A 17,209-nucleotide genomic window follows, 5' to 3' on the forward strand; every position below is an offset into this window, starting at 1 on the left:
GAGCCAGCTTTTACTCAATATGTGTCAAATTTTGTGGAAAAAAGGCGAAAAACAACGCCATTTCTCCTATTCCCAAAATTGTGTATATAGTACTATAATAGATGTAACTATACGTTCGTTTGTTCCAATTGGGAACATATTCATTCTATGGCAGTGTCCAAATTGATCATTCGCCATCGTCTTCCACAACTTGTATTTTTGCTGAAAGCCACTGGCATGTGAGTGGCCATCCTCTTTTTTGGCATCACTTCGCCAGCGCCGAAGTTGTCAGAGGTCAGATTTTATAGGAGAGAGAGCCGAGATGTTACTCCGAGCACGACCGATCATTTTTGCTGTTTTTTCCGCGTCCATTGCTGTTGTTTTTGTGTCAAAACCACCTTCCTTCGATCGCACCTATGTCATTGCTTTGCTGTTTTATTGGCTGTTTTCCAGCTTGTATTCACACTTGCGCGTCATCGACAAAACGAAAAACAATATTCCTGTTGATTACGGCATTAACTATAGCTTATCGTTCGCCTTATTTTCCGGCCCGCTCGGGCTGTTTATCTTTGAAACATTGTTTCGCTTGACTGAACATATGGCAAAAAAATATTTGAAAACAGCGGAACCGAATGAATGGCTGCATACATTGTACAATATCGGCTCTTTTGTAACGTTCAATTCACTGGCGTTTGCTTTATACAATCTTCTTCATCCGCTATTTCAATCTGTTCCGCTCATCGGTTTTTGGCTACTTATTTTCCTGCTCGTCATCGTCGTTTCTTTTTTGGCGGACTGCTGCCTGATCATCGTTTTTTATATGACCGGCGATATTCAGACGCAGCGTGAGGCGTTGGATTTTATTAAGACGAGAAGCTGGATGGACATGGGAAAAACAGCGCTGACAAACGGCCTGTTATTTCTTTTTTTGCAAGAACAGCGGTGGGATATGCTCTTAAGCTTATTTTTGCTGAATTACTTCGTCAGCCGTTCGTTCTTTTCCAAATCGCAAAGCATTCAGCATAAACTAGAACGCGACCAGTTTGAAAAAATGGCATACACCGACTTTTTGACCGGCGTCCACAACCGCGCCTATATGGACCAAACAATCGCCAAGTTAAACGGAACAGGCGAATGGATCGGCGTGGTCGTCGCTGATATCGACAATTTCAAAACGATCAACGACACATACAATCATGCCGTCGGCGACGAGGTAATCCGCCATTTTGCCTCAACATTGAAACAGTTTCTTAAAGAGGGTGATTTTTTGTTCCGCAGCGGCGGCGAAGAATTTACGATGTTTTTGCGTAATCGCACGTTTGAAGAGAGCGTCCGACTTGTCGAGGAGATGCGGGAAACAGTGCGCCATAGCACCGTGTTGGTCGATTATATGGCGGCGAAACGTCCCATTGCCTATACGTCGTCGTTCGGTCTTTACTTTTGTCAAGCAGAAGGAACAATGTCAATTGAAAAAGCGTATATTTATGCCGACCATTTATTGCTCCGTTCGAAGGAAAGCGGCAAAAATAAAGTATCAGCCCAATGCGGGGGAGTTGCATAAATTAGACGGCTCCCCCTTGACTTTTCCTTAGCGCCCCCTCTTTCCCTTCCATACTTCCTAAACGTCATTTGGCATAACACCTTAATAATCAAGATTAGCTATCTGTCAAACCAATGCGGCACCCCTTGATTTTCAACCACCTACAGAATGACAAAACGTCGTTTACTTATGATACGGTTCCCCCCGGTTGATCCGAAATGCGCGATAAATTTGCTCGAGCAAAATGAGGCGCATGAGCTGGTGTGGAAACGTCATTTTCGAAAACGACAGCGTCTCATTGGCGCGCGCCATCACTTGTTTGCTTAAGCCAAGCGAGCCGCCGATGACGAACGCCACTTTGCTTTTGCCGTAGGTGGCGAGCTCATCGAGACGGGCGGCGAATTGCTCGGACGATTTCATCTTCCCTTCAATCGCGAGCGCGATGACGTGGGCGTCATGCGGAATTTTCGCCAGCAACCGTTCTCCCTCGCGCTCTTTGATTTGTTCCTCCTCAAGTTCGCTCGCTCGCTCCGGCGTTTTTTCATCAGCGACTTCGATGATGTCGATTTTGGCGTACGCGGACAGACGCTTTGTATATTCATTAATTCCAGCGATTAAATATTTTTCCTTCAATTTACCCACAGCGACAATGGAAATATGCACAAACAACCCCTGCCTTATAAACAGCTTATCAACAGGATTTATCCACATATACACAACACATATCCACATGTTGTGAAAAAACTGTTATCCTCCTACGACATATACAGCTTGTTTCGAACAAAAATGGCACTGTTTTTCGCTGTTGTCCACAGGCAGAAGATCCGGGGCCTGTTCTGTTTCATCTACATATTGATCAATGGCAATGTCGACATGTTCTTCACATGTGAATATCATCATTCTCGCTCCTTTCCCTGTGGAACAAAGAAGGAGCGTTTCCGCTCCCTCCATTCGTTTAATACGACTCGCGCGCCAGCTTCATCGTGACCGTGCGTTTTTTCCCATCACGATAAAACGTGACTTCCATCCGGTCACCGATTGATTTTTTCGTATACAAATATTTGCGCAAATCAAGCACGTTGCGGATTTTTTCGCCGTCAAGCGCCACGATGACATCAAACTGTTTTAAGCCCGCCTGTGCAGCTGGTGACATCGGCACGACTTGAATGACCGCCGCTCCTTCCGTTACGTTCGGCGGCAAATGAAGCGTCGCCTGCAAATGGTACGATGGGATGTCGCTCAGCGAGCGAAGTTCAACGCCCATATACGGACGGCGCACTTGTCCGTATTTTTCCAAGTCCGAAATGATCGGAATGGCCGTGTTGATCGGGATCGCGAACCCGATGCCTTCAACCGCCTCTTGGGCGATTTTCATCGAGTTGATGCCGATGACTTGCCCTTTGATATTGACAAGAGCGCCGCCGCTGTTGCCCGGGTTGATCGCTGCATCCGTCTGCAATACTTCTGCGTTCCAGTCTGGAGCGCCGTCTTGGTCCAAATCGACTTCGACCGTCCGGTTCGTTCCGGAAATAATGCCTTGTGTCACCGAGCCGGCAAACTGCAAACCGAGCGGGTTGCCGATGGCAATGACCGGCTCGCCTGGCTTCACCGCATCAGAGTTGCCGAACTGGGCGACTTTTTTCACGTGCTTCGCGTCAATTTCCAAGACGGCTAAATCCATAAGCACATCGCTGCCCAGCAGCTTCGCCGGCACTCTCGTCCCATCTTTGAGGCTCACTTCGAGCTGACTGGCGTTTTCAACAACATGATGGTTCGTGACGATAAACGCCCGGCCTCCCGCTTTCTTGTAAATGACGCCCGATCCGACGCCAGCCTCGCCTCCTTGCGACCAAAAGCTGGCTTCTTGAATGTTGACAACGCCGACAACTGCATCCGACACTTGGTCGATCGCCTTTGTCACCGCCGTCGTCACATCAACGGAAACACTCTGCCGAATCGGTGGAGTTCCATTTTCCTCTGTTTTTGGCTCTTCCTCTGCTCTTTGATTCGGCACAACATCATACGGGAGGATGTCCCAACGGGAAAGCGCCGGAATGGATATAAGGACGAGCAGCCCTCCTAACACGGCGCCGACAAGCGCGGAAACAAACGATCCGCTGCGCCGCTTCCTCCTCGTTTGTTCGTACGGCTCATAATGGTCATCGTAGTATCCCATGCTCACCATCCTTTCCACATTCATCTCCATTCCTCATTATAATCATGAACAGGAGAAAAAATCCAACAAATGCGTTTCCCACAGTTTCGGCAAAACGGGCGTTATACATACGCCAGCGCCGTCGCCCGACGCGGATCGGTATCATACAAATGAAAGCGGGCGCCGACCGCTAAGCCTTTCTGTTCCAACACTTGCGCCACGGTCATGCGCGCCAGCTCTTTCATATTGTTATCTTGGCTCAAATGGGCCAAATAAATTTGTTTTGTCCGGTCGCCGATCACGTCAGCAAGCGCCAAACCCGCTTCCTCATTCGAAATATGGCCGATATCGCTTAAAATGCGGCGCTTGACGCTCCATGGATATCTCCCCATCCGCAGCATGCCGACGTCGTGATTGCTTTCAAACACGAACACATCCGCGTTTTCAATCGTCTTTTTCATCCGCTCGCTCACGTAGCCGGTATCGGTGAGCAACACAAGCTTTTTCCCTTCATAGTGGAAAACGTAAAACATCGGCTCGGCGGCGTCGTGAGAGACGCCGAACGATTCGACGTCAACATCGCCGAACGTCCTTACCGCGCCGAGCGGAAAGACAAATTTTTGCTCGGGCGGAATGTCGCCAACCGCTTGTTCCATCGCCCGCCACGTTTTTTCATTGGCATACACCGGCAGCCGATACTTGCGGGCAAGGACGCCGAGCCCTTTAATATGGTCGCTATGTTCATGGGTGACAAGCAGCGCATCAAGCTGTCTCGGATGGCGGCCGATCTCAGTAAACAACTCCTCAAGCTGCTTGCCGCTCAAACCGGCGTCAACAAGCAGGCGCTGGCGGTCTGTCTCAATGTAAAAGGCGTTGCCGGTGCTGCCGCTGGCCAGCACACTAAATCGCATCGTCATGTTCTTTCACTCCAGCACATTTCCTTGATCATTGATCACTTGCCCTTCAAACGCATTGACGAAATAGTCTTCCTTCCGATTGACAACGATATGCCAAGTTGGAGTCAACACTTGGGATGCAGTAAATTGAACAAGCCCGTAATAGCCAAGCTCCACTTTCGTGACGCGGTCGCCCGGCTGCAAATGCCCTTTTCGGTACAACGTCTCAATGGCTTTAATCGCCGGGACGATATCTTGCTTCCGCTCGTACTTTTCCAAGTCGCTGAGCATCGTCTGTTCATACGACAGCGCTTCCCGTCTCCCGTTGACATGGATGACGAGCTTGCTGTTTTCATTGCCGTAAATCATCTTGCCGTCATACACTTGGTAGCAGGTCAAGATTCCTTGTTTTTCATCAAACGACCAAAAGGCATATTGCCCGCCGCCGATGATGTAGCGCTGCAAAAACTCACGCAGCTGGTATGGATCGTCAATGGGCAGCGCAACCGGATCGATGAACGTCCCTTTGACTTTCGTTTCTCCTTCGATTTTCACTTTTTGCCCGGGCAGCTTTTTTACATCCGCCATGGTGAATGAGCGGCTTTTGCCGCTGACATACGCCGCTTTCGTCACTTCCTTCGGCAGATCGACGTACGTAATGCCGTTCGCCTCAAGCTGCTCTTCAATCGTCGTTTCCAAAATGACATCGAGCTGGCTGCTGTTTCGTTTTTCCATAAACTGATAGCCTAAAAAGCAGTCGAGGATGAGGAACACGATAATAAAAATCGTCTTCGTTTTACTCCAGTCCATTTGTTCCCCCTCCTCCCGCCTCATCGCCCATGTTTACCTTTTTCCATGTTTGTCCGTACAAGTAGAACCATGCCGGTTCAAGGCGGATGACTTTTTCCCGCTCCGGATCTTTGACGAGCTCATAGCCAATGGCAATATCTTTGATGAGCGATTTGCGAACGCCTTTCGTCTGTTCGAACCAGTTGACGACCTCATGGCCGGACGGCAGCGTTTTTGGTGTGCGGGTGCGATCCGCGATTTCAAGGCGGAAGAGCGGGCGCTGGTATTTCATCAAATCGGACGCTCCCCACGTCTCCACGATTTCTGACATGCCGTACTCATTAAAGACTGGATAGCCGTTGACGACAAGCCGGAACGTGACTTTTCGATCCTCCTCGCTCCAGCGGGCGAAATGGTACAGATCCGTCCAACCGCCATGCTCATTGACGAAATCAATGCTTTTTTGGATGATATGGGTTTCTTGCTCCGTTTGTCCCATATTCGAGACGCGCGCCGCTGGATTCACATACAGCAGCATCCGTTGAAGAAAATCGACGTCCATCAGCCGCGAACCGTCTGTATATTCTTCGCCAAACGGAATCAAATCTTTTTTGACAAAGCTCGGATCGCTAAAGAGCGCTTCTTTAAACTTGTCTGCGTCCAGCTCGTCCGTATAATATTGCAGACTGCTGAGCACCACTTCTTTTTCCGGCAAATACAACTGCTTCGTTTCACTGACCGGATAAGCGAAATAACGCGGAAAATGGCTCGCTTCTTTCGCCAGCCGGCCGATCGTCGATAAGGAGGCGTCGCTGGCAATCGCCTTGTAGATTTTGCGCTTGTCAGTCGCGATGAAGTAGATGGGGAACTCATCCTTCCCGCCGAGCGGGATGAGCAGACGGTCAAACGCCAATCCGTCGAGCCCCCTGTCATCGATCGTGAAAATCAATCGGTATATGTCGATCGGTACCTCATCGGGGTAAATGATCTCAAGCCGCTCTTTGCCATTTAAAAACGATAAAAACTTCCCTTGCGGAACAGAAGACGAAACATCTTCGAAATCGTCAAGCGTCCATTTTTTCATTTCTTTCAGCACTTCATTTTTCTCGTCGTCTTTCGTCACAGCATAGGGGACGCCGTTTTTATGAATGAGAATCTGCTTTGGCTGCACGACCATCGCTGTATCTACTTGCGTATTGCTCACGGAGACGTGTTGAATGTATTCGTCGTTTTGCAGCACGTCGTATTTCGGATGATATGTCCATAAGGCAAACGTTAAGGTAATGCTGATGAGCACAAGCAACGTCAACACGATGGTTTTGATCGTTTCATACATCGCACCAGTCATCCTTTTGCTCGCGTTCTAGCGGCAGCGTAAAATAAATCGTCGTTCCTTTATGCTCCTTGCTTTCTGCCCAAATCGTCCCGCCATGGGCGACGACGACTTCTTTGGCAATGGCCAGCCCAAGCCCCGTGCCGCCCAATTTGCGCGATCGCGCCTTGTCGACCCGGTAAAACCGTTCGAAAATTTTTGCCAAGTCGGCTTTCGGAATGCCGACTCCTTCGTCGCTGACGCTGACAATAATTTCATCAGCCAGTTTGCGGACGCGAAATGTAATCGTCCCGCCTTGCGGAGAGTATTTCAAAGCGTTCGAAATAATGTTGTCTAACACTTGCGTAATTTTATCTTCATCAACTTCAATAAAAATCGCCTCGCGCGGAATTTTGCGAACGAACCGGATGTTGTCGCTTTTCGTCAACTCAAATCGGTCAATGACTTTATGGAAATAGGCTGAAAAATTGATCCACGTTTTCTTCAGCTTGTAGTCTTTGCTGTCGAGCTTGGACAGATGGAGCAAGTCGTTGACGAGCCGAATCATCCGTTCCGTTTCATTTTGCACGACTTGAATGAACCTCGGCGCGATGTCTTTATCTTGCCAAGCGCCATCAGCGAGCGCTTCTAAGTAGCTTTTCATCGTGGTGAGAGGCGTGCGCAATTCATGCGACACATTGGCGACAAACTGCCGTCGCTCGCGGTCGATTTTTTCCTGTTCGGTAATGTCGTGCAAAACGACGATCAACCCGTTGACAAATCCGCCCTCTTTTTGAATCACCGACAACGACGCGCGCAAAATATACAGTTCCTCATCCGTGCTGAAATCTAAAATGAGCGAATCGCGCTCCTCAAGCAGCGTTTCAAACGTATACTGGTCGGCAATGCCAAGCACGTCGACGATCGAACTCGACAGCACTGTTTCACGTGAAACATTCAAAATGTTTAACGCCGCATCGTTAATGAGAATGACGCGCCCGCGGCGGTCGGTCGCAATGACGCCATCGGTCATATGCGTCAACACCGACTCGAGCTTGCGCCGCTCTCCCTCCGTCGTCGCCTGCGCTTCCTGCAATTTTTTCGTCAAATTGTTGAACGTCATCGCCAATTGGCCGATCTCATCATAGCCGTACACTTTGACCTTGCGGGAGAAATCTCCCCTCGTCATCGCCTGCGCTTGCCGGCGCATATCGGAAATCGGCCGGGTGATCGTGCGTGACAAAAAAATGCCGAGCACGGCGGTAATGGCGAGAGCGATCCCCGTCCCGGTCGCCAAAATCATATTGATTTGCCGCATTTGCGAAAAGACGTTTTCCATCGAGGCGATGACGTAAATGACACCTTTGATTTCGCCGTTCGTTTTGATCGGAGTCGACGAAATGTACATGCGATGGCCTGTTTTCGAATCGAGCAGCATCCGGTCGACGATTTCGCCGGTGACGAGGGAACGTTTTACATAAATCTCGGTCGTCCGCTTTCCGACGATGTTTTGCATATACGGATTGGATGTCGCAAGCACTTTCCCTTTCTCATCGATGACGCGCACTTCGGAAATGTCTTGGGAAACGAAATCATGAAGAAGCGAACGGATGTCTTCTTCCAATGTCGGGCTTTTTTCATCGCGCTCCCGATTCATCGCCTGCTCGACGTTATAGGCGAGCAAGGTCACCCGTTCGTTTAATGAGTTTTTAAAGTTCTGCACAAGCTCCGTTTCCAGCTTGCGGACGAAGTACACGCCGATGATTTGCATGGCGACGAGAATCAGTAATACATAAATGATGACAAACTTAAAATGAATCGAACGGAATGGGCCTACTTTTTTCATGCTGGCTCATGACTCCTGTTCCGGATTGCGCAAGTAATAGCCGACACCCCGTCTTGTGACGATCCAATTCGGGTGGGAAGGGTTGTCCTCAATTTTTTCACGCAGACGTCTTACCGTCACGTCGACGGTGCGCACATCGCCATAGTAATCGTAGCCCCAAACGGTTTGCAGCAAATGCTCGCGCGTCATCACTTGGCCGATATGCTTCGCCAAGTAATGAAGCAGTTCAAATTCGCGGTGGGTCAGTTCAATGGTTTCCCCCCTCTTTTGCACGACATACGCGTCCGGACGGATGACGAGCGGGCCAATGACGATTTCATTTGTTTCGTTTTCTCCTTCTTCTTGGTTGGCCGTTTGCGCATGGCGGCGCAAGTTTGCCTTCACCCGCGCCAGGAGCTCGCGCGTGCTGAACGGCTTTGTCACATAATCGTCCGCACCAAGCTCCAACCCAAGCACTTTATCAATCTCGGAATCTTTCGCTGTCAGCATGATGATCGGCATATCATATTTTTTCCGCACTTCACGGCATACTTCCATGCCATCTTTTAACGGCAACATAATATCCAATAAAATCAAATCCGGCATCGTTTCTTCGACTTTTTGCAGCGCTTCTTCGCCGTCGTAGGCGCAAATGACTTCATATCCTTCTTTTTGCAAATTAAATTGCAAAATATCGGCAATCGGTTTTTCATCATCAACGACTAAAATGCGTTTTTCCATCTCGCTCACATCCTTCCTTTTGCGATGGAATCCTATCATTACTAATTTACCATGTTATGAACATGAAATCATCCTTTGCCGATTGCCATTTTGAGGAGCCTATCAAAGAAAAAAGCATAGACGCGCGCGCATCTATGCCTGTAGTTTGCATTGTTTATACGCTGCCTGCCGCCGTCCACTGTTGCCGCTTACGCGTAGACGCTGCGGACGACGTTCGTTTGCGAACGATCCGGGCCGACGGAGAAAATCGAAAGAGGGATGCCGGTGAGCTGGGAAATGCGCTCGACGTAATGGCGGGCGTTCGCCGGCAGCTCGTCTAGACTTTTCACCCCGGTGATATCTTCCGTCCAACCAGGAAGTTCTTCATAGATCGGCTCGCATTCGGCCAACACTTTCAAACTGGCTGGAAATTCTTCGAGCACTTGGCCGCGGTAGCGATAGGCGACGCAAATTTTTAACGTTTCAATACCGGTCAACACGTCGATCGAGTTGAGCGACAAGTCCGTAATGCCGCTCACCCGGCGGGCATGACGGACAACAACGCTGTCAAACCAGCCGACGCGGCGCGGGCGGCCGGTCGTCGTCCCATACTCGCGCCCGACTTCGCGAATGCGATCGCCGATTTCATCGTGCAGCTCCGTCGGGAATGGCCCATCGCCGACGCGCGTCGTATAGGCTTTCGCCACCCCGACGACATGTTTGATTTTCGTCGGCCCGACACCGGCGCCAATCGTCACCCCGCCAGCGACTGGATTCGACGACGTGACAAACGGATATGTTCCTTGGTCAATGTCAAGCATGACGCCTTGCGCTCCTTCGAACAAGACGCGGCGCCCTTCATCAAGCGCATTGTTCAATACGACCGATGTGTCGCAGACGTATTTAGCGATTTGCTGGCCGTACTCGTAATACTCCTCAAAAATGTCCTCCAACCGGAAGCCTTCGACTCCGTACACTTTTTCAAGCAAGGTATTTTTCTCCCTCAAGTTGCGCTCCAGCTTTTCGGCAAACACGTCGCGGTCAAGCAAATCAACAATGCGGATGCCGACGCGCGCCGCCTTATCCATGTAAGCCGGCCCAATTCCTTTTTTTGTCGTGCCAATTTTGTTTGTCCCTTTCCGTTCTTCCTCAAGCTCGTCCAATTTCAAATGATACGGCAAAATGACATGAGCGCGGTTGCTGATGCGCAAATTGTCCGTCGAAATGCCGCGCTCGTGCAAATACGAAAGCTCCGCGACGAGCGCTTTCGGGTCAACGACCATCCCATTGCCGATGACGCAAATTTTATCTTTATAAAAAATGCCCGACGGGATCAAGTGCAACTTATACTTTTCCCCGTTGAACACGATCGTGTGTCCGGCGTTGTTTCCCCCTTGATACCGGGCAATCACTTCCGCATTTTCCGATAAAAAGTCCGTAATTTTCCCTTTCCCTTCATCGCCCCATTGCGTGCCGACAACAACGACTGACGACATGGCGAGCACCTCCAGTTTCCTCGGTCTAAACATTGTCAGTGTACCAGTTTTCAGACATAAAGTCAATGAAACACGAACATTAAAAGAAAATGTTGTCTTTTTTATTCGTTTATTAATGACCAGGAAGGCTCCCGCTTCAACGCCGTGGGTGTAAACGGGGAAATAGTCAAATGCCAAAAGAACAAAAAGGCGCTCGCCGCCGGCAGCGCGGTCCGTCTTACGCCCCCGGTGGAATTTGCGCCTCATCGAAACGGCGCTCTAGGTTAACGAATTTATTATATTCTTTGATAAAGGCCAGCTGCACCGTCCCGACCGGGCCATTCCGCTGTTTGGCGATAATGATTTCGATGATGTTTTTGTTCTCGGAATCTTTGTTGTAGTAGTCGTCGCGGTACAAAAAGGCGACGATATCAGCGTCCTGCTCAATGCTTCCCGACTCGCGTAGGTCGGACATCATCGGCCGCTTGTCTTGCCGTTGCTCAACGCTGCGCGACAGCTGCGACAAAGCGATGACCGGCACTTCGAGCTCGCGGGCGAGCGCCTTTAATGAACGGGAGATTTCCGACACTTCCTGCTGACGGTTTTCCCGGTTGCGCCCACTTCCTTGAATGAGCTGCAAATAATCGATCACCACCATGCCGAGTCCGCTTTCTTGCTTCAAGCGGCGGCATTTGGCGCGAATGTCGCTGACGCGGATGCTCGGCGTATCGTCAATATAGATGCCGGCGTTGGACAAACTGCCCATCGCCATCGTCAGCTTGCCCCAATCTTCCGGCGTCAGCTTGCCAGTGCGCAAGTTTTGGGCGTTGATGTTGCCTTCAGCGCAAAGCATCCGCATCACAAGCTGCTGGGCGCTCATTTCCAAGCTGAAAATGGCGACATTTTCGCTCGTTTTCGTTGCCACATTTTGAGCGATGTTTAACGCGAATGCCGTCTTCCCCACCGACGGCCGGGCGGCGACGATAATCAAGTCGCTGCGCTGAAATCCGGACGTCATCCGGTCGAGCTCAGTGAATCCGGTCGGGATGCCGGTGATGTCTCCGTTCCGGTTATGGAGCATTTCAATGTTGTCATACGTCTGTACGAGAACATCTTTAATATTTTTAAAGGCGCCTGAATGTTTCCGTTGGGAAACTTCCATAATTTTCCTTTCGGCTTCATCGAGCAAAACGTCAATTTCATCTTCCCTTGTATAGCCATCTTGGGCAATCGATGTCGCCGTGCGAATGAGGCGGCGAAGCAATGATTTTTCTTCAACAATGCGGGCGTAGTATTCGACATTGGCCGCTGTCGGCACAGAATCGGCAAGCTCGCTTAAGTAGGAGACGCCGCCCACTTCCTCGAGCTGCTCCAAAGCGGCCAGTTCCGCCGTCACCGTTACTAAATCGACCGGCTCGCCTTTATCAGCGACGCGAAGCATGGCGTGGAAAATTTTTTGATGGGCCGCGCGGTAGAAGTCTTCGGGAATTAATCGTTCCGAGGCGAGCGTCAGCGCAGTGGGATCCAAAAACACAGCGCCAAGCACGGCCTGCTCGGCTTCAATGCTTTGCGGAGGAATTCGTTCTGAAAAAAGTTCGCTCATCGTCTCACCGCCTTTTCCCCCGTTTCATTTCCGTCGATAATGCCCCCGCCATAGCGGGCGGGGGCATCGTCGCTACCGTTATTTTTGTTCCTTGACGTGCACTTTTAATGTCGCTGTCACTTCCGGATGGAGCTTCACCGGCACGTTCGTATATCCGAGGGAGCGAATGGCATCAGCAAGCTCGATTTTCCGTTTGTCAAGCTTCAAGCCGTGCTGGGCCTGAAGCGCCTCAGCGATTTGCTTGCTCGTGATCGAGCCGAACAAACGGCCGCCCTCGCCCGCTTTCGCCGGAATTTCCACCGTCAGCTTCTCGAGCTCTTCTTTCAGTTTTTTCGCATTCGCCAGCTCTTCCGCCGCCTGGCGCTGCTCTTTTTGTTTTTGCGCCTCGAGCGCTTTGATGTTCGCCGGCGTCGCTTCAATGGCAAGCCCTTGTTTGAATAAAAAGTTGTTTGCATAGCCGTCGGCGACGTCTTTGATTTCCCCTTTTTTCCCTTTTCCTTTCACATCTTTTAAAAAAATGACTTTCATGATGACTTCCCCCCCTCGAAATAGTCATGAATGGCTTCACGCAGCTGCCGCTCCGCCTCTTCCACCGTCACTTCAGACAATTGGGCGGCGGCGTTTGTCAAATGTCCGCCTCCACCAAGCCGTTCCATAATGACTTGCACGTTGACATCGCCAAGCGAGCGGGCGCTGATGCCGACCGTCCCGTCGGACCGCTTGGAAATGACGAACGAAGCAACGACGCCGCTTAAAGTAAGAAGCGTATCAGCCGTTTGCGCAATCAACACTTGATCGTGCGCCTCGTTCTCGCCCCCTTTGGCGATGGCGATGCCATGCTCATCGATCACCGCCCGTTCGATCAATTTCGCCCGTTTGACGTAGTTGGCGATGCTTTCCCGCAGCAATTTTTGCACAAGCACCGTATCCGCTCCTTGGGCGCGCAAGTATGACGCGGCGTCGAACGTCCGTGAGCCGGTGCGGAGTGTAAAGCTTTTCGTGTCAACGACGATGCCGGCAAGCAGGGCGGTCGCTTCGAGCATGGTCAGCTTCATCCGTTTCGGTTGGTACTCTAACAGCTCGGTGACGAGTTCGGATGTCGAGGAAGCATACGGCTCCATATAGACGAGAATCGGCGCCTCAATGAACTCTTCGCCGCGGCGATGGTGATCGATGACGACGATATGGTCAGTGCGATACAATAGCCGCTCTTCAATAACGAGCGACGGGCGATGCGTATCGACGACGATCAAAAGCGTATCCTCGGTGACGAGCTCAAGCGCCTGCTCCGGCTTTAGGCATCTTGACCATAATTCAGCATGTTTTTTCATTTCCTCAAGCAACCGTTGCACCCCGGCATCCGTTTTGGCCGGATCGACGACGATAAACCCTTCCTTTTGGTTCGATTGGACGACTTTTAAAACGCCAATCGCCGCTCCCATGGCGTCCATATCGGGATATTTATGTCCCATGATGAGCACTTTGTCGCTTCCTGCAATCAGTTCGCGAAGCGCATGGGAAATGACGCGGGCGCGGACGCGCGTCCGCTTTTCCATCGGGTTCGTTTTGCCGCCGTAAAACTTCACTTTTCCATTTCCTTGCTTAATCGCGACTTGATCGCCCCCGCGCCCCAACGCTAAGTCCAAGCTTGATTGGGCGAGCGCCCCGAGCTCCGGGAGCGGGGACACGCCGGCGCCGATGCCGATGCTTAGCGTCAGCTGGGCATGATGTTTTGCCGTCTGCTCTCGCACTTCGTCGAGAATGGAAAATTTGCTTTTCTCGAGCCGCCCAAGAATATGTTCGTTCAATACGGCAATAAATCGGTCGGATGACATCCGCTTCAAAAAAATGCCATAGTCGTTCGCCCACCGGTTCAACACGGAAGTGACGAGGCTGTTTAGTTGGCTTTTTGCCTGATCGTCCATCCCTTGCGTAATTTCATCATAATTGTCAAGAAAAATGATGGCGAGCACCAGCCGTTCCGCTTCGTACTGCCGCTTCAATTCCATATGTTCGGTGACGTCGAAAAAGTAAAGAAGCCGTTCAGGGCGGCGAATGACCACTTTCAGCTGCTTTCCGTTCAGCTCGAAAATCTCTTCATCCGTTTTTCCCCTTTTCACAAAAGCGGCCAACGATTCGGAAAGCTCGGCGAGCGAGCGGCCGACGAGCGTCTGTTCCTTAAAGCAGGCGGCCAAAAAACGGTTCGACCACTCGATTTCTCCCCCTTCATCGATGAGCATAATACCGATCGGCATTTGCATCAACGCTTCCTCGCCCACCTTTTTCACTCGGTGCGATAAATTGGCAATATAGTGCTCCAACTCTTTATGCAAGGAGCGTTGCGTCCCAATGACATAATAAAGCACAAACCCGACGCCAAGAAGGGCGACAAGGCCGAGCAGCCATTGGAAGTAAAACAAGCCGATCGCCATCAGCACCGCCAGGGCGGCTAACACATAGAACGGATAGCGATACGCTTTCCTTTCATAAAAATGGGACATTCAAGTCAGCTCCTACACTGAAGAAATGACTCACCTTATCCAATTATCATATGCGGCGGCGCAAATCAAATCCTAAATCAATTATACCGAATATCGCCACGAGATAAAGTAGAAAAGGCAGGAATAAGCAAACGACCGTCCCTGCCGCCACCACTCCTTTGCCAATCCCTTTTTTGTAAGCGGCGTAGTAAAGAAACGAAAATCCTTGCACGATCATCGCCAACTGCAATACATACGATAAATTCAACACAGCGATATAGGCAAACGATCCTTCTTCGAACGGGAACAAGGAGAGAAGGAGTACGAAGACATACACCCACAATACGGTTTTCGGCCACGTCAACTCGCGAAACGGCGGCCATGAACCGACCGGCAGCTTCAGCCTCTTCATCACCGGCAGCGAGACGATGATCGTCGCGTACGCCAGCGCAAACGAGGCAACGACAAACAACGTCGGAACCATATAGCCGATCAGCTTCAGCCCTTGCTCGAACTGCCTTTGCATCTCCACAGGCGGCGCTTGTCCCATTCCCTTCATTAGGCGCATCGCTGTGTCAAACGATTCGCGTACGAGCGCAAGCGTATCTTGGATCATATCGACGTGCAAAAATTGAATCGAGATGATGTAATCGAGCACGATATTCGCCAAAAATACAAGCGCGCCGACAAGAAGAACGACGTAACGGTTTTTCTGTTTCGCCAACATCGCGCCGACGGCCATGCCGAAAGTACCAAACATAAGCGCCATCGGCAGCGACAAAAGCGAGCCGATCAAGCCGGAGATGACAAGAGCCGCAGCCAGCAACAAAACAGCTGGAATCCATCCATGGCGCATCGTAAATACCATAAACGGGAGCGCTAAAAACAAAGCGGCGACAACCCCGATGACCGGCGCATATAAGGCAAGCAAAAACAAAACAGCAAACAGCGCAAGCTCAATCGCCGCTTCGGCGAGGGCGTGCGTTTTTCGCAATGGACGTTCCCCTTTCTTTGTTTTTTGGTGATTTGACCTTCTTCCCCACCTTCGCTCTGCTTGAGAGTGGGAGTCCTCTCGGTCAAAGGAGATAAAAAAAGCAGTAAGGATCCCCCCTTACTGCTTGCTTTCGGCTCACTCGTCCGCAACGTACGGCAGAAGCGCCATTTGGCGCGCGCGTTTGATCGCGACCGTCAATTTGCGCTGATATTTCGCGCTCGTTCCCGTTACACGGCGCGGCAAAATTTTGCCGCGTTCAGAAATGAACTTTTTCAGCAAATCGACATCTTTGTAGTCGATATGCGTAATATTGTTCGCCGTGAAGTAACATACTTTGCGGCGTTTGCCGCGGCCGCCTTTCCGTCCTGCCATGCTATTTCCTCCTTTCCGTTGCCATCGTTTCCTCATCGGTGGAATGGCCCGCTGCCTGCGCGTTGTTTAGAGGCATGGGCTTGAAGCCACTTGTTTATTAAAACGGCAAATCATCATCAGAAATATCGATCGGCTGGCCGTCATTGGCGAACGGATCGTCATCAATGCGGCCAAACCCTTTTTCATCCGGATATCGGTGGTTCTGATCTTGTCCGAACGGGAACGGATCCCCGTAGTAGCCGCCTGCTGTTGCCCCTCGCTGCTCGCTCGTTCCTTTCGGCTCAAGAAATTGGACGCTATCAGCCACCACTTCCGTTACGTACACGCGCCGACCTTCTTGATTTTCATAGCTGCGGGTTTGCAGTCGGCCATCGACGCCAGCCAAGCTCCCCTTTTTCAAAAAGTTGGCAACGTTTTCCGCCTGGCGGCGCCAAACGACACATTGAATAAAATCCGTTTCCCGCTCGCCCTGCTGATTTGTAAACGGACGGTTGACCGCGAGCGTAAACGTGGCAACAGCCACTCCGCTTGGAGTGTAACGCAACTCCGGATCTCTCGTTAACCTGCCGACCAAAATGACGCGGTTAATCATCAGAACCACCTCTTCATCCTAATCGAAAAGATTATTCTTCCTCTTTGACGACGATGTGACGGATGATGTCTTCGCTGATGCGCGCCAAGCGGTCGAATTCTTGCACCGCTTTCGGCTCCGATACGACGTTGACAATCATGTAATAGCCGTCGCGGTATTTTTGAATTTCATAGGCTAAGCGGCGCTTGCCCCAATCCGTCACGTTCGTAATCTCCGCGCCGTTTTCTTTCAACACGTTGTTGAACCGTTCGACGAGAGCTTGTCTCGCTTCATCGTCCATGTTCGGGCGGATGATGTACATGATTTCGTACTTTCTCACGCTCGTCACCTCCTTTTGGTCTAAGCGGCCCTTCCGAACGGAAGGGCAAGGAGCAATCACCATTACTCACATTTGTTGATTATACCATGATCGACAACGATAAGCAAGGCAGTTTGCCGCATTCCGTCGGCGCAAACGGCCAGCTTTTTTCCTCCACA

The 17,209-nt window shown here is 50.8% G+C and carries 17 protein-coding genes; 1 reads left to right on the top strand and 16 read right to left on the bottom strand.

The window, feature by feature from the left end; all coding sequences use genetic code 11:
- Positions 1–301 precede the first annotated feature (301 nt).
- Positions 302–1,540 (top strand): GGDEF domain-containing protein, encoded by a 1,239-nt coding sequence (locus LG52_RS17385; RefSeq protein ID WP_044732910.1) that lies wholly within the window; start codon positions 302–304, stop codon positions 1,538–1,540.
- Between the two features lie 162 nt (positions 1,541–1,702).
- Here the strand turns inward: LG52_RS17385 and rlmH are convergent, their stop codons facing one another.
- The 16 genes from rlmH to rpsF form a co-directional block, all read right to left on the bottom strand.
- Positions 1,703–2,182 carry a 23S rRNA (pseudouridine(1915)-N(3))-methyltransferase RlmH gene (gene rlmH, locus LG52_RS17390; protein ID WP_044732911.1) on the bottom strand — a complete coding sequence of 160 codons (480 nt, stop codon included), beginning with the start codon at positions 2,180–2,182 and terminating at the stop codon, positions 1,703–1,705.
- A gap of 84 nt (positions 2,183–2,266) precedes the next feature.
- Positions 2,267–2,419, bottom strand: coding sequence for a CxxH/CxxC protein (locus tag LG52_RS19390; protein ID WP_082055809.1), 153 nt, complete (start codon positions 2,417–2,419; stop codon positions 2,267–2,269).
- A 55-nt stretch (positions 2,420–2,474) separates the two neighbouring features.
- Positions 2,475–3,695: a S1C family serine protease gene (locus LG52_RS17395; RefSeq protein WP_044732912.1), complete on the bottom strand. Its 1,221-nt coding sequence runs from the start codon at positions 3,693–3,695 to the stop codon at positions 2,475–2,477.
- A 101-nt stretch (positions 3,696–3,796) separates the two neighbouring features.
- On the bottom strand, positions 3,797–4,591 hold the full coding sequence (locus tag LG52_RS17400) for an MBL fold metallo-hydrolase (RefSeq protein WP_044732913.1): 795 nt from the start codon (positions 4,589–4,591) through the stop codon (positions 3,797–3,799).
- A gap of 6 nt (positions 4,592–4,597) precedes the next feature.
- Complete coding sequence (locus tag LG52_RS17405) at positions 4,598–5,380, bottom strand: two-component system regulatory protein YycI (protein ID WP_013146696.1); 783 nt, start codon at positions 5,378–5,380, stop codon at positions 4,598–4,600.
- Entirely contained in the window at positions 5,367–6,695 is a 1,329-nt protein-coding gene (locus tag LG52_RS17410) for a YycH family regulatory protein (RefSeq protein WP_044732914.1), read from the bottom strand. The genes LG52_RS17405 and LG52_RS17410 overlap by 14 nt, the downstream gene beginning before the upstream one ends.
- The gene (gene walK / locus LG52_RS17415; protein WP_044732915.1) at positions 6,688–8,517 is read right to left on the bottom strand and encodes a cell wall metabolism sensor histidine kinase WalK; all 1,830 of its coding nucleotides are present in this window, start codon (positions 8,515–8,517) and stop codon (positions 6,688–6,690) included. Before walK ends, LG52_RS17410 begins: the two co-directional genes overlap by 8 nt.
- A 6-nt stretch (positions 8,518–8,523) precedes the next feature.
- Entirely contained in the window at positions 8,524–9,237 is a 714-nt protein-coding gene (gene yycF, locus LG52_RS17420) for a response regulator YycF (RefSeq protein WP_011232938.1), read from the bottom strand.
- 188 nt (positions 9,238–9,425) lie between these two features.
- Positions 9,426–10,712 (bottom strand): adenylosuccinate synthase, encoded by a 1,287-nt coding sequence (locus LG52_RS17425; RefSeq protein ID WP_044732916.1) that lies wholly within the window; start codon positions 10,710–10,712, stop codon positions 9,426–9,428.
- A gap of 217 nt (positions 10,713–10,929) precedes the next feature.
- Complete coding sequence (dnaB, locus tag LG52_RS17430; protein ID WP_044732917.1) at positions 10,930–12,294, bottom strand: replicative DNA helicase; 1,365 nt, start codon at positions 12,292–12,294, stop codon at positions 10,930–10,932.
- A 78-nt stretch (positions 12,295–12,372) separates the two neighbouring features.
- Positions 12,373–12,822 carry a 50S ribosomal protein L9 gene (gene rplI / locus LG52_RS17435; RefSeq protein ID WP_011232941.1) on the bottom strand — a complete coding sequence of 150 codons (450 nt, stop codon included), beginning with the start codon at positions 12,820–12,822 and terminating at the stop codon, positions 12,373–12,375.
- Positions 12,819–14,795: a DHH family phosphoesterase gene (locus LG52_RS17440; protein WP_044732918.1), complete on the bottom strand. Its 1,977-nt coding sequence runs from the start codon at positions 14,793–14,795 to the stop codon at positions 12,819–12,821. The genes rplI and LG52_RS17440 overlap by 4 nt, the downstream gene beginning before the upstream one ends.
- Positions 14,796–14,841: 46 nt before the next feature.
- Entirely contained in the window at positions 14,842–15,768 is a 927-nt protein-coding gene (locus LG52_RS17445; protein ID WP_044732919.1) for a YybS family protein, read from the bottom strand.
- A gap of 135 nt (positions 15,769–15,903) precedes the next feature.
- Entirely contained in the window at positions 15,904–16,140 is a 237-nt protein-coding gene (gene rpsR, locus LG52_RS17450; protein WP_008880812.1) for a 30S ribosomal protein S18, read from the bottom strand.
- A 97-nt stretch (positions 16,141–16,237) separates the two neighbouring features.
- Positions 16,238–16,732, bottom strand: a complete 495-nt coding sequence (ssb, locus tag LG52_RS17455) for a single-stranded DNA-binding protein (protein ID WP_044732920.1) — start codon at positions 16,730–16,732, stop codon at positions 16,238–16,240.
- A gap of 31 nt (positions 16,733–16,763) precedes the next feature.
- Positions 16,764–17,051, bottom strand: coding sequence for a 30S ribosomal protein S6 (rpsF, locus tag LG52_RS17460; protein ID WP_011232945.1), 288 nt, complete (start codon positions 17,049–17,051; stop codon positions 16,764–16,766).
- Between the last annotated feature and the right edge of the window lie 158 nt (positions 17,052–17,209).

Source organism: Geobacillus kaustophilus, assembly GCF_000948285.1.
GTDB lineage: Bacteria > Bacillota > Bacilli > Bacillales > Anoxybacillaceae > Geobacillus > Geobacillus thermoleovorans_A.

Coding starts and splice junctions, on each gene's coding strand:
- LG52_RS17385 (WP_044732910.1), top strand. CDS start 302: ATGTTACTCCGAGCACGACCGATCATTTTTGCTGTTTTTTCCGCGTCC.
- LG52_RS19390 (WP_082055809.1), bottom strand. CDS start 2,419: ATGATGATATTCACATGTGAAGAACATGTCGACATTGCCATTGATCAA.
- LG52_RS17395 (WP_044732912.1), bottom strand. CDS start 3,695: ATGGGATACTACGATGACCATTATGAGCCGTACGAACAAACGAGGAGG.
- LG52_RS17400 (WP_044732913.1), bottom strand. CDS start 4,591: ATGACGATGCGATTTAGTGTGCTGGCCAGCGGCAGCACCGGCAACGCC.
- LG52_RS17405 (WP_013146696.1), bottom strand. CDS start 5,380: ATGGACTGGAGTAAAACGAAGACGATTTTTATTATCGTGTTCCTCATC.
- LG52_RS17410 (WP_044732914.1), bottom strand. CDS start 6,695: ATGTATGAAACGATCAAAACCATCGTGTTGACGTTGCTTGTGCTCATC.
- walK (WP_044732915.1), bottom strand. CDS start 8,517: ATGAAAAAAGTAGGCCCATTCCGTTCGATTCATTTTAAGTTTGTCATC.
- yycF (WP_011232938.1), bottom strand. CDS start 9,237: ATGGAAAAACGCATTTTAGTCGTTGATGATGAAAAACCGATTGCCGAT.
- LG52_RS17425 (WP_044732916.1), bottom strand. CDS start 10,712: ATGTCGTCAGTCGTTGTTGTCGGCACGCAATGGGGCGATGAAGGGAAA.
- dnaB (WP_044732917.1), bottom strand. CDS start 12,294: ATGAGCGAACTTTTTTCAGAACGAATTCCTCCGCAAAGCATTGAAGCC.
- rplI (WP_011232941.1), bottom strand. CDS start 12,822: ATGAAAGTCATTTTTTTAAAAGATGTGAAAGGAAAAGGGAAAAAAGGG.
- LG52_RS17440 (WP_044732918.1), bottom strand. CDS start 14,795: ATGTCCCATTTTTATGAAAGGAAAGCGTATCGCTATCCGTTCTATGTG.
- rpsR (WP_008880812.1), bottom strand. CDS start 16,140: ATGGCAGGACGGAAAGGCGGCCGCGGCAAACGCCGCAAAGTATGTTAC.
- ssb (WP_044732920.1), bottom strand. CDS start 16,732: ATGATTAACCGCGTCATTTTGGTCGGCAGGTTAACGAGAGATCCGGAG.